Genomic DNA, 11,906 nt, shown 5'->3' with positions numbered 1-11,906 from the left:
AAATATGAAAGGAATAACACAGGCGATGCTCTTTGCTTTTTTACTGTTAAGCAGCTGGGCCAGCTTTGCTGCTGACGTTGAGCTCTATGTGGTGCGCCACGGCAAAACCTTGTTTAACACCGTGCATCGCGCGCAGGGCTGGAGCGATACGCCCTTAACGGCGGAAGGCGTGGAGGTAGCCAAAAAAGCGGGGCGCGGGCTGAAGCCGGTAGACTTTATTGCCGCATGGAGCAGCGATTCGGGCCGGGCCAGGGAAACCGCAAAGCTGATTCTGGCAGAGCGTGATAAGTCGTTACCTCTTCAGGAGCGTGAGGCGTTAAGAGAAGTCTTTTTTGGCTCTTTTGAAGGCGACACCAATGAAAATATGCTGACGGTGGCGGGGAAAAAGAGCGGTTACGCCTCGTCAGCCCAGCTGATGGCGGCTTTCAACAGCAAGAAAGTCGACATTGTGGAGATCGTGCAGATGATCCATGCGGCCGATCCTTCCGGTCAGGCAGAAAGCTATCAGCAGGTGGCGCAGCGGGTTAACAAGGTAATTAAGGAAATTGCCCGACAGGCGCAGCAGCAGGGCGGCGGCAACGTGCTGATCGTCACGCACGGTATGACCATCATGACGCTGCTGCACGAGCTGGGCGATAAAGCGAAGACGCACTCGCTCAGCAATGCCAGCGTCACCCGTATCCGCTATACCGATGCCGGGAAGTTTATTATTGAAGCGATCGACGACCTAAGCTACGTGAAAAAAGGCTCGCAGCTGGCCGTGACGCAGTAGTCTGCGTCCGCTGTGCTACAGCGAACGAATAGCCTACATCTGGTGTGATACAGCGATGCCGCGAACGAATAGCCTGCGTCCGCTGTGATACAGCGATACAGCGATACAGCGAACGCAGTAGCCTGGATCCACTATGCTACAGCGAACGCAGCATAGTAACTTCGCAGTCCACGTGGCCGGTGTTGCCCATCGGCCCGTCAATATGCTGAAAGCCCAGGTACTCATAAAGGCGCACGGCGCGGGTCAGCGACGCGGTAGTCTCCAGGTAGCAGCGCTTAAAGCCCAGATCACGCGCATGTTCCATGGCCCGCAGCGCCAACGCTTTCGCCACGCCCAGACCGCGCAGCTCGGGCATAAAATACATTTTTTGCAGCTCGCAAACGTCCGCTTCGCTACCCTGGAGGGGAGCCACGCCGCCGCCGCCCATAATTTTTCCGTCCAGCTCAATCACCCAGTAGGCGCTGTTGGGCTGGCGATAGAGTTCGCAAAGCTGGTCAAGATTGGGATCGGCGACCGTAAAGCCTTTGTCGGCGGTCAGGCCAAATTCCGCCGAAACCTGACGGATAACGTGAGCGATATGCGGATTATCAGCGGGTTGAATAAGCCGAACCCGGATATCGGCTGAAGAGGTGCTGGTCATAACCTGGGGCCGTTTTTTAGATAGTTTGGCAGTGTAATACCATCCGTTGGCCGAGGATGCAATCTTCCGCTTCCATGCAAAAGGGAAACCTGGCCGGGAAAATAAGAGTGGGAAAGCAGGCGGTGATGGCGGCAGCGCAGGCCAAAGCCGCCTTTACGGCTTTGTGGCGCGCCGCGCGGGCATCATGCGCGCCAGCGTATCATCTTTCAGAAAATAGTGATGGAAGAGGGCGGCCAGCGCGTGGAGGCCAATCAGCCAGTAGCCGAGCGGCGCCAGCGTCTCGTGCCAGTGGATAAGCGTTCGCGCCAGCGCCGGATCGGGATTTGCAGATACCGGCATAGTCGCGCCAAACAGCCACCACTGCCGTCCGGAGAGATAGCGCGAAGAGAGGCCCAGCAGCGGCAGCACGATAAACAAGGCGTACAGCGTGGCGTGCACCAGGTGTGAAAGCCCTTTTTGCCAGCTCGCTATCGGCGGCGCAATAGCCGGGCTGCGATGGCGAAAGCGCAGAAAGATACGTGCCAGCATCACCAGCAGTACGCCAAACCCTGCGCTGAAGTGCGTAATAATCATGGCGAACCCTTGCCAAAAACCGCGCTGGGCAAAGCCCCGCAGTTCAATGGTGGCGTAGGCAACGGTGAGCAGGAGCACGGTCAGCCAGTGGAGCGCGATCTGCGGCCTGGCGTAGTTGTCAGACATGGTTTTATCCGTAAAAAATAACAGACCGTTAATGTATCACCGCTTTCTTAAAGATTTGTTTGGCTGCGTTTTTTAACGCATAAAAAAACGCTCCGCAAACAGGTTACGGAGCGTTCAGTATTAACGGCGCGGTTAACGCCGTCCGGCTGGCATGGTTACAGCGCGGCGATAACGGCCTGCTGCTCGATCAGCTTGAGCTTAGCCTGCTCGAACTCGGCCATGCGCTCGCGCTCTTTCGCCACCACGGCTTCCGGCGCGCGCGAGACAAAGCCTTCGTTGGAAAGCTTGCCTTCGATCTTGCCGATTTCCACTTCCAGCTTGCTGACTTCTTTCGCCAGACGCTCCAGCTCGGCGGTTTTATCCACCAGGCCAGCCATTGGGATCAGCAGCTCCGCGCCGTCGATGATCTTGGTGACCGATACCGGGCCTTTCTCGTCGGCGGCCAGGCAGGTCAGGCTGTCCAGACGCGCCAGCGATTTCAGGAAGTTATGGTTGTCGGTCACGCGACGTACCACGTCAGCGCTTGCGCCGCGCAGCAGCACATCCAGCGGTTTGGACGGCGACAGGTTCATCTCGGCGCGAATATTACGCACCGCGACAATCGCCTGCTTCAGCCATTCGGTATCGCTCAGCGCCGCCTCATCCACCTTCGCCTCTTCAAATTCCGGCATCGGTTGCAGCATGATAGTGTCGTCGCTGATGTTCTTCAGCACTTTCACCTGCTGCCAGATGGTTTCGGTAATAAACGGAATAATCGGGTGCGCCAGGCGCAGCAGCGCTTCCAGAACCACCACCAGCGTATTGCGGGTGCCGCGCAGCTGGGCTTCAGAACCGCCGTTCATCACCGGCTTGGTCAGCTCCAGATACCAGTCGCAGAACTGGTTCCAGGTGAACTCATACAGGATGTTGGCGGCGATATCGAAGCGGTAGCTGTCCAGCGCGCCACGGTAAGCCTTCACCGTCTGGTTGAATTCGGCAAGGATCCAGCGATCCGCCAGCGACAGCTCCAGCTCGCCGCCGTTAAAGCCGCAGTCCTGCTCCTGAGTGTTCATCAGCACAAAACGGCTGGCGTTCCACAGCTTGTTACAGAAGTTGCGGTAGCCTTCCAGGCGCTTCATATCCCAGTTGATATCACGACCGGTAGAGGCCAGCGCCGCCAGCGTAAAGCGCAACGCGTCGGTGCCGTGCGGTTCGATACCGTTCGGGAACTGCTTCTCGGTGCGCTTGCGGATTTTCTCCGCCAGCTGCGGCTGCATCATATTGCCGGTGCGTTTCTCCAGCAGATCTTCCAGCGAAATGCCGTCAACCATATCCAGCGGATCGATGACGTTGCCTTTCGACTTGGACATCTTCTGGCCTTCTTCGTCGCGGATCAGACCCGTCATATAAACGGTCTTGAACGGCACCTGCGGCTTGCCGTCTTCATCTTTGATAAAGTGCATGGTCAGCATGATCATGCGGGCAATCCAGAAGAAGATGATGTCGAAGCCGCTGACCAGCACGCTGGTCGGATGGAAGGTGCTCAGATCCGGCGTTTTTTCCGGCCAGCCCAGCGTGGAGAACGTCCACAGCCCGGATGAGAACCAGGTATCCAGCACGTCTTCGTCCTGGTTCAGCGCTACATCCGCGCCCAGGTTGTTTTCCGCGCGCACTTCTTCTTCGGTGCGGCCGACGTAGACGTTGCCTTCGGCATCGTACCAGGCCGGAATACGGTGTCCCCACCACAGCTGACGGGAAATACACCAGTCCTGAATATCACGCATCCAGGAGAAGTACATGTTCTCGTACTGCTTAGGCACAAACTGAATATCGCCCTGCTCAACGGCTTCCACCGCGACTTTCGCCAGCGGCGCGGTACGCACGTACCACTGGTCGGTCAGCATTGGCTCAATCACCACGCCGCCGCGATCGCCGTAAGGCACGGTCAGGTCGTGCGGTTTGATTTCTTCAAGCAGGCCAAGCGCATCTACGGCGGCAACAATGGCTTTACGCGCGGCAAAACGCTCCAGCTTCTGGAACTCTGCCGGAATGTCGCTGCTGTAAACGTCAGACTCTTCGCCGTTGGTGTCATAAACCTGAGCGGCTTCACGGATGTCGCCATCAAAAGTCAGGATGTTGATCATCGGTAGCTGGTGACGACGGCCCACTTCGTAGTCGTTGAAGTCGTGCGCTGGCGTGATTTTCACGCAGCCAGTGCCTTTTTCCATGTCGGCGTGCTCGTCGCCCACGATCGGAATGCGGCGGTTGACCAGCGGCAGCACGACAAATTTACCAATCAGATCTTTATAGCGTGGATCTTCCGGGTTAACGGCTACGCCGGTATCGCCCAGCACCGTTTCAGGACGGGTCGTGGCCACTACCAGGTAATCTTTGCCGTCAGCGGTTTTCGCGCCGTCCGCCAGCGGATAGCGGATATGCCACATAGAACCTTTGGACTCGCGGTTTTCCACTTCCAGATCGGAGATAGCGGTGCGCAGTTTCGGATCCCAGTTCACCAGGCGTTTGCCACGGTAAATCAGGTTCTCTTTGTAGAGGCGCACAAACACTTCTTTCACCGCGTTGGAAAGGCCGTCGTCCATGGTGAAGCGCTCGCGCTCCCAGTCCACGGAGTTACCCAGACGGCGCATCTGACGGGTAATGGTGCCGCCGGATTCCGCCTTCCACTGCCAGATTTTTTCGATAAAGGCGTCGCGACCGTAGTCTTTACGCGTTTTCCCTTCTTCAGCGGCGATTTTGCGCTCCACTACCATCTGCGTGGCGATGCCCGCGTGGTCCGTGCCCGCCTGCCACAGGGTGTTTTTTCCCTGCATACGCTGGTAGCGGATCATGGTATCCATGATGGTTTGCTGAAACGCATGACCCATATGCAAGCTACCGGTGACGTTCGGCGGCGGGATCATGATGCAGAAGCTTTCCTGGCTGGTGTCGCCGTTTGGCTTAAAGTAGCCCTGCTGTTCCCAGTGCTCGTAGAGCGGCTGTTCGATATCTTGCGGGTTATATGTCTTTTCCATTTCTGCTATGTCGTTGGGGGCACGGGCGGCGTGGCCGTATTCAAGTGGAATCCGACGCTGCGATAGGCTTTATAGCGATCGCGCGCCAGCTGTTTCAATTCTTCTTCGTAAGGCACGAAGTCTATCACTTCCTGGAAAGCGGTGGCAAAATCTGCGAACTGCGGCAGCAGGCTGATCAGCAGATCTCTTGGCGCGTTGCCGCGGCGCTGCGGCCAGGCCAGCTCGACCGGCGCGCCGTATTTCGGCCCTTCGCCCGCCAGATTGTGCGGCACAAAGGCGCTGGCCGGACGGCGCCACAGCGCTTCATCCAGGCGGATCGCCTGCGCTTCATCTTCGCAGGCGACCAGCACGCGCTTTCCCTCGCGCCAGCGCGTTTCCGCCAGCTCGCAGACCAGCGCTTCCAGCGCGCTGAGCCCGTCAACCGGCGTGTCGCTTTCCAGCAAATAGAAGGTGGCGTTTTTCATGATTTAGTCGTCGCCGTTCAGACCGGCGCGGTTCAGCAGGAACTGCGACAGCAGGGCGACCGGACGACCGGTAGCGCCTTTGGCCTTGCCGGAGCGCCACGCCGTACCGGCGATATCCAGATGTGCCCAGTTATATTTGCGCGTAAAGCGAGCCAGGAAGCAGGCTGCGGTGATTGCGCCGCCGGGACGGCCGCCGATGTTTGCCATATCCGCAAAGTTAGAATCCAGCTGCTCCTGATATTCGTCGGCCATCGGCAGACGCCAGGCGCGGTCGCCCGCCTGTTCAGAAGCGCCGATCAGCTCGTGCGCCAGCGGGTTATGGTTCGACAGCAGGCCGCTGACGTGATGGCCCAGCGCAATCACGCAGGCGCCGGTCAGCGTCGCCACGTCGATAACCACGTCCGGATCGAAACGTTCGACGTAGGTCAGCGCGTCGCACAGCACCAGACGGCCTTCCGCATCGGTATTCAGCACTTCAACGGTCTGGCCGGACATAGTGGTCAGCACGTCGCCGGGACGATAGGCGCGGCCGCCAGGCATGTTTTCACAGCCCGCCAGCACGCCAACCACGTTCAGCGGTAGTTTCAGCTCGGCCACCATGCGCATCACGCCGTAAACGGAGGCCGCGCCGCACATATCATATTTCATCTCGTCCATGGCTTCGCCAGGCTTAATCGAGATACCGCCGGAGTCAAAGGTCACGCCTTTGCCGACCAGCACGATAGGACGACTGTCCGCGTCCGGGTTACCTTTGTATTCGATCACCGACATCAGCGATTCGTTCTGCGATCCGGCGCCGACGGCGAGATAGGCATTCATGCCCAGCTCTTTCATTTGCTGTTCGCCAATCACGCGCGTGGTGACGTTGCTCCAGCCGTCCGCCAGCTGGCGCGCCTGAGAGGCAAGATAGGCGGCGTTGCAGATGTTCGGCGGCATATTGCCGAGATCCTTGGCGGCTTTGACGCCGGCGGCCACGGCCAGGCCGTGCTGGATGGCGCGCTCGCCGCTGGTCAGCTCGCGACGGGTCGGCACATTAAACACCATTTTACGCAGCGGGCGACGCGGTTCGACTTTGTTGCTTTTCAGCTGATCGAAGCTGTAAAGCGTCTCTTTCGAGGTTTCCACCGCCTGGCGGACTTTCCAGTAAGTGTTGCGGCCTTTCACGTGCAGTTCAGTCAGGAAGCAGACCGCTTCCATCGAGCCGGTATCGTTCAGGGTGTTAATTGTCTTCTGGATCACCTGCTTGTACTGACGTTCGTCCAGCTCGCGCTCTTTGCCGCAGCCGATCAGTAAAATGCGCTCGGAGAGAATATTCGGCACATGATGCAGCAGCAGCGTCTGGCCGACTTTTCCTTCCAGCTCGCCGCGACGCAGCAGGGCGCTGATATAGCCGTCGCTGATTTTATCCAGCTGTTCAGCAATGGGTGACAGCCTGCGCGGCTCAAACACGCCTACCACAATGCAGGCACTGCGCTGCTTTTCCGGGCTACCGCTTTTTACACTGAACTCCATGCACTCTCCTGAATCTTAAAGACAACGGCGCTTGCTGCGGCTAGAATATAGCGCTTGTTAACCGCATAATGCCGGGGCAACGCGCCGTGTAGCGTTACGGGCGTCAGATTTTGTTCGGGTGATGCCCCTTAGGAATAATCGGGTAAACGTTTTTTTTTGCATCACCGGAACGCGATTATTGTCATACTAGTTTAGCTACGACCGAGGCCATTGATGAGAAAAAATGGCGTATAAGCGATGAAACTATCGATTTTCCTGCAAAAAGACAAGTTTTCACAGGCGTATTCAGCGTGATTATCATTAGATATCTGGTAAGAGAGACGCTCAAAAGCCAGCTGGCTATCCTCTTTATTCTGCTACTGATCTTCTTTTGTCAGAAGTTAGTCAGGATACTGGGAGCCGCGGCGGATGGCGAAATTCCCACAAATTTAGTTCTGACACTGTTAGGCCTTGGCGTTTCAGAGATGGCGCAGCTCATTTTGCCGTTAAGCCTCTTTTTAGCCATTTTGATGACGCTTGGCCGTCTGTACACCGAGAGTGAAATCACCGTGATGCACGCCTGCGGCCTGAGCAAGGCCGTATTGGTGAAGGCGGCGATGGTGCTGATGCTGTTTACCGCAGTGGTCGCCGCGGCGAACGTCGCCTGGCTTGGCCCGTGGTCGGCGCGCTATCAGAATGAGGTGACGAAGAACGCTAAGGCTAACCCTGGCGCGGCGGCGCTGGCTGCCGGGCAGTTCCAGCAGTCGGGCGACGGTCAGTCGGTGCTGTTTATCGAAAACGTGAAGGGCAACAATTTCGGTAACGTCTTCCTGGCGCAGCTGCGGCCTAAAGGCAACGCGCGTCCTTCTGTGGTGATGGCGGATAAAGGCCATATGACGCAGCGCGCCGACGGCTCGCAGATAGTGACGCTGGATAAAGGCACGCGCTTTGAAGGCACGGCGCTGCTGCGTGATTTCCGCATTACCGATTTCCAGAATTATCAGGCCATCGTCGGGCATCAGGAAGTGCTGCTGGATCCCAACGACGCCGAGCAGATGAACTTCAGCGCGCTGCACCATTCCGACAGGCCGGAGTTCCGCAGCGAGCTGCACTGGCGCTTTACGCTGGTGTTCTCGGTGTTGGTGATGGCGCTGATGGTGGTGCCGCTCAGCGTGGTGAACCCGCGCCAGGGCCGCGTGCTTTCTATGCTCCCCGCGATGCTGCTGTATCTGGTGTTCTTCCTGCTGCAAAGCTCGCTGCGCTCCAGCGGCTCGAAAGGACGTCTCGATCCGGCTATCTGGATGTGGGTGGTGAACCTCTCCTATCTGGCGCTGGCGATCCTTCTTAACCTGTGGGATACGGTGCCGATGCGCCGTCTGCGCGCCCGCTTCACCCGGGGAGGATCGGTCTGATGTTTGGCGTTCTCGACAGATATATCGGTAAAACGATTTTCAACACCATTATGGCGACGCTGTTTATGCTGGTGTCGCTCTCCGGCATCATTAAGTTTGTCGATCAGCTGCGCAAAACCGGACAGGGCGACTACACCGTGGTCGGCGCCGGGCTTTACACCATCCTCAGCGTGCCAAAAGATATTGAGATCTTCTTCCCTATGGCCGCGCTGCTGGGCGCGCTGCTGGGCCTGGGCGCGCTGGCGCAGCGCAGCGAGCTGGTGGTGATGCAGGCTTCCGGCTTCACCCGGATGCAGATTGCCGCTTCGGTGATGAAAACGGCGATCCCGCTGGTGCTGCTGACCATGGCTATCGGCGAGTTCGTGGCGCCGCAGGGCGAGCAGATGGCGCGTAACTATCGTGCGCAGCAGCTGCTGGGCGGTTCGCTGCTCTCCACGCAGAACGGGCTGTGGGCGAAGGATGGCGATAACTTTATCTTTATCGAACGCCTGAAGGACAACAGCGAGCTGGGCGGCGTCAGTATCTACAACTTTAACAAGGAGCGCCGTTTACAGACGGTGCGCTATGCGGCTTCTGCCAAATACAACACGGACAAAAAGCAGTGGGATCTGTCGGAAGTGGACGAGTCTAATCTGACCAATCCGCAGCAGGTTACGGGCAGCCAGACCCTGACCGGCGAATGGAAAACCTCGCTGACGCCGGACAAGCTGGGCGTGGTGGCGCTGGATCCGGACGCGTTGTCGATTAGCGGGCTGTATAACTACACCAAATACCTTAAGCAGAGCGGACAGGTTGCGGGCCGCTATCAGCTGAATATGTGGAGCAAGATCTTCCAGCCGCTGTCGGTGGCGGTGATGATGCTGATGGCGCTGTCGTTTATTTTTGGGCCGCTGCGCAGCGTCTCGATGGGGATGCGCGTGGTCACGGGCATCAGCTTCGGCTTCCTGTTTTACGTGCTGGATCAGATCTTCGGGCCGCTCAGCCTGGTATATAACATTCCGCCAGTGCTTGGCGCGCTGCTGCCAAGCGCCGCCTTTATGGCTATCAGCGTCTATATGCTGCTGAAGCGCCGTTAACGCTCCCGGCCGCAGGTGCTCCGCCTGCGGCCACGGTTCAGCCCCGCTTTTTATCCGCTTTTCTGCCTGCCAGCCGTCGTAGCTATCCAGTGGACTTTTCTTTGCACCAGCCGTCGTAGCCTTTTAGCCTCTTTTATCTGCACGACAGACATCCTGGCTCTTCCGCCGCCTTATCCTTTCTGGCAGCCGTCGTAGCTTTCCTGGCGGTTTTTCTTCACACCAGCCGTCGTGGATCTTCGGCCGCTTTATCCTTTCTGTCAGCTGTCGCATCTTTCCTGGCGATTTTTTTCACATCAGCCGTCGTGGCCGTTCAGCCGCTTTTTCAGTGCGTCAGCCGTTGTGGCTTTGTGGCTGTTCTTTCCTTTCAACGGGCGCCGTCGTTGCTCGCTTTCGCTGGCCTTAACGCTTTCCCGGCTGCTTTCTGCCTGCCGTTTTGCGCTTTCCGCTGGCAGCGTGCTGCGCCTTTCGTCAGTTTTGTCATCTCTGCGCGGCCCGTGGTTCAGAAGCGTTGCCCAGCCAGCGGCGTGCAGCCGCCGCCAGTAACAGCGCCGCAAAAGAGAGGCGTACGCATTATTTACCAGTATTTTTATGCTGTTAGAAAGAAGAGGTGGCCACTTATATAAGTAGCCTGTGCGCAAGGCAGTATAAAGCAGAAAAAGTTCAATCAATATTTAAAAATAGTTAATGTATATATAATTAAATCGCTTACAAAATCTGTTACATTTTGCCGCTTAATTGGGGAGGCAGTCTCGAAACAGTCTACTACTATTAATGGCGTGTGCAACAAAACGTGGCGCCGGATAAGAAGATTTTTTAGTCTGTGGGGCTTTAAATCTCAGGAGTTAATTTTATGGGAAATAAAAACGCGCCGCTTACTGGAAAAGTCAAAGAGACTGTCTCGATGCCGCTTGCTGAAGAGCAGGCTACCATCTCTAAGCAGCGCAAGGTTCACAGTCGGATTAGTCTGACGCGCTCTACGCAACAGGTAGAGAAATTACTGGAAACCGAGCTAACGCATGAGCATGTTGAAATCGAGCACGTTCCTATGAATTATCAGGTTGCCGATGATTATCCTGCTGAGATCCGTCAGGAAGGGGATGTTTTTATTATTCCCGTGATTGAAGAGCAGGTAGAAATAATCACTAAGCGGGTGCTTAAGGAAGAAATTCATATTCATAAGCATACCAGTAAAGAAGAGTTTCAGCAGAAAGTCACTCTGCGTAACCAGGAAGTAAAAATTACGAAGCAGAAACTTTAAACCTATTAACGAGGATCTATTTATGTCACATGAAAAAATCGTCACCGCATTTAATGAAGTTTCACAGGCGGAAGCGGCAAAACAGAAATTGATCGTCGAAGGTATTGCAGAGAAAAACATCGATATCATCTCCGGGGAAAGATTACGCGTAGAAGATAAAGAAATCCGTCATCCAAGCTTCTGGCAGCGCCTGTTTGGCGATGACGTTGATGATGATTACGCAAGCGAATACAGCAAGGCTATCCGTTCAGGCGGTGTGCTGCTGACGGTTCGCGCTCCGAAAGATGAAGCTGACCACATTGAACAGGAGTTGAGCGCCTTTGCCGCCGACTACTCTTCACTGAGCCATACGGATCGCGACCCGGTTAACCGTAACTATGCGGGTGAAACCAACGATCGCGGCCTGCTTACCGGTGACCAGACGGGTGCGCTGAATACCACTACCGCGCCGCTGTCCAATACCGGCACCACCGGCACCACCGGCACGCTGGCAGACGATACGCTGCTTAACGAACGCGATTCGCTGCGTAACGAACAGGATTCACTGCTTAATCGTGACCGTACCGACCTTGCCGTTTCTGAAACCGACCGCGATTCGCTGAAGCTGGCGGAAGAGCAGGTGGATATCGGCAAACGCCAGATTAATGATGGTTCCGTACGCCTGCGTCGTTTCACCGTAGAAGATGAAGTCTCGGAAGATGTTTCGCTGTACGACCAGCACGCAGAAGTCTTCCGTCACGCGGTGGATGAGCCAGCCTATCTGAACGACGTGGACTGGTCAGAAAAAACCATCGAAGTTGAGGAATCTCATGAGATCCCAACCGTTGCGAAAACCGCGCGTATTAAAGAAGAAGTGGGCCTGCGCGGCGAAGAGACCGCTCGCGTCGAAACCGTGAAAGACAGCGTGCGTCGTCAGGAAGTGGAGGTTGAGCATACTAATGAAAATCGTACGCACAACACCAACGCCCTTAAAAACGACGTAACCCGCACCGAGACCAACCTGCGGGAAAACGAGCTGACCGACGACAAGCTGGCACCGAATAAACTGACCGATGCCGACAAGAAGTACTAATCGCTAAACTG

Annotated in this window: 10 protein-coding genes; 5 read left to right on the top strand and 5 right to left on the bottom strand. The window is 56.5% G+C overall.

Annotated features, from left to right (window positions below; translation table 11 throughout):
* Positions 1-4 precede the first annotated feature (4 nt).
* Entirely contained in the window at positions 5-772 is a 768-nt protein-coding gene (locus tag ACMGEE_RS10000; RefSeq protein WP_253457989.1) for a histidine phosphatase family protein, read from the top strand.
* 136 nt (positions 773-908) lie between these two features.
* On the opposite strand, the gene ACMGEE_RS09995 is transcribed toward ACMGEE_RS10000, so the two are convergent.
* The 5 genes from ACMGEE_RS09995 to pepA all read right to left on the bottom strand — a co-directional run bounded on the left by ACMGEE_RS09995 (position 909) and on the right by pepA (position 7,098).
* Complete coding sequence (locus ACMGEE_RS09995) at positions 909-1,412, bottom strand: GNAT family N-acetyltransferase (protein ID WP_369896381.1); 504 nt, start codon at positions 1,410-1,412, stop codon at positions 909-911.
* Between the two features lie 153 nt (positions 1,413-1,565).
* Complete coding sequence (gene cybB, locus ACMGEE_RS09990) at positions 1,566-2,111, bottom strand: cytochrome b561 (protein ID WP_436829987.1); 546 nt, start codon at positions 2,109-2,111, stop codon at positions 1,566-1,568.
* Between the two features lie 155 nt (positions 2,112-2,266).
* Positions 2,267-5,122 (bottom strand): valine--tRNA ligase, encoded by a 2,856-nt coding sequence (locus tag ACMGEE_RS09985; protein ID WP_436829986.1) that lies wholly within the window; start codon positions 5,120-5,122, stop codon positions 2,267-2,269.
* Positions 5,123-5,127: 5 nt separating this feature from the next.
* Positions 5,128-5,586, bottom strand: a complete 459-nt coding sequence (locus ACMGEE_RS09980; protein WP_253458001.1) for a DNA polymerase III subunit chi — start codon at positions 5,584-5,586, stop codon at positions 5,128-5,130.
* A 3-nt stretch (positions 5,587-5,589) separates the two neighbouring features.
* The gene (gene pepA / locus ACMGEE_RS09975; RefSeq protein ID WP_253458004.1) at positions 5,590-7,098 is read right to left on the bottom strand and encodes a leucyl aminopeptidase; all 1,509 of its coding nucleotides are present in this window, start codon (positions 7,096-7,098) and stop codon (positions 5,590-5,592) included.
* A 290-nt stretch (positions 7,099-7,388) separates the two neighbouring features.
* Here pepA and lptF point away from each other — a divergent pair, with 290 nt between their 5' ends.
* The 4 genes from lptF (at position 7,389) to ACMGEE_RS09955 (ending at position 11,895) form a co-directional block, all read left to right on the top strand.
* Positions 7,389-8,489 (top strand): LPS export ABC transporter permease LptF, encoded by a 1,101-nt coding sequence (lptF, locus tag ACMGEE_RS09970; RefSeq protein WP_436829985.1) that lies wholly within the window; start codon positions 7,389-7,391, stop codon positions 8,487-8,489.
* Complete coding sequence (gene lptG / locus ACMGEE_RS09965) at positions 8,489-9,565, top strand: LPS export ABC transporter permease LptG (protein WP_253458011.1); 1,077 nt, start codon at positions 8,489-8,491, stop codon at positions 9,563-9,565. The genes lptF and lptG overlap by 1 nt, the downstream gene beginning before the upstream one ends.
* A gap of 850 nt (positions 9,566-10,415) precedes the next feature.
* Positions 10,416-10,823 carry a YsnF/AvaK domain-containing protein gene (locus tag ACMGEE_RS09960; protein WP_436829984.1) on the top strand — a complete coding sequence of 136 codons (408 nt, stop codon included), beginning with the start codon at positions 10,416-10,418 and terminating at the stop codon, positions 10,821-10,823.
* Positions 10,824-10,845: 22 nt separating this feature from the next.
* On the top strand, positions 10,846-11,895 hold the full coding sequence (locus tag ACMGEE_RS09955) for a YsnF/AvaK domain-containing protein (protein ID WP_436829983.1): 1,050 nt from the start codon (positions 10,846-10,848) through the stop codon (positions 11,893-11,895).
* The last annotated feature ends 11 nt before the right edge of the window (positions 11,896-11,906 follow it).

The sequence above is a fragment of the Erwinia artemisiae genome (assembly GCF_051400835.1).
Lineage (GTDB): Bacteria > Pseudomonadota > Gammaproteobacteria > Enterobacterales > Enterobacteriaceae > Erwinia > Erwinia aeris.
Note: the sequence above shows the minus strand (reverse complement) of the source record. Positions and strands in the feature narration are given on the sequence as shown.

Coding starts and splice junctions, on each gene's coding strand:
- ACMGEE_RS10000 (WP_253457989.1), top strand. CDS start 5: ATGAAAGGAATAACACAGGCGATGCTCTTTGCTTTTTTACTGTTAAGC.
- ACMGEE_RS09995 (WP_369896381.1), bottom strand. CDS start 1,412: ATGACCAGCACCTCTTCAGCCGATATCCGGGTTCGGCTTATTCAACCC.
- cybB (WP_436829987.1), bottom strand. CDS start 2,111: ATGTCTGACAACTACGCCAGGCCGCAGATCGCGCTCCACTGGCTGACC.
- ACMGEE_RS09985 (WP_436829986.1), bottom strand. CDS start 5,122: ATGGAAAAGACATATAACCCGCAAGATATCGAACAGCCGCTCTACGAG.
- ACMGEE_RS09980 (WP_253458001.1), bottom strand. CDS start 5,586: ATGAAAAACGCCACCTTCTATTTGCTGGAAAGCGACACGCCGGTTGAC.
- pepA (WP_253458004.1), bottom strand. CDS start 7,098: ATGGAGTTCAGTGTAAAAAGCGGTAGCCCGGAAAAGCAGCGCAGTGCC.
- lptG (WP_253458011.1), top strand. CDS start 8,489: ATGTTTGGCGTTCTCGACAGATATATCGGTAAAACGATTTTCAACACC.
- ACMGEE_RS09960 (WP_436829984.1), top strand. CDS start 10,416: ATGGGAAATAAAAACGCGCCGCTTACTGGAAAAGTCAAAGAGACTGTC.
- ACMGEE_RS09955 (WP_436829983.1), top strand. CDS start 10,846: ATGTCACATGAAAAAATCGTCACCGCATTTAATGAAGTTTCACAGGCG.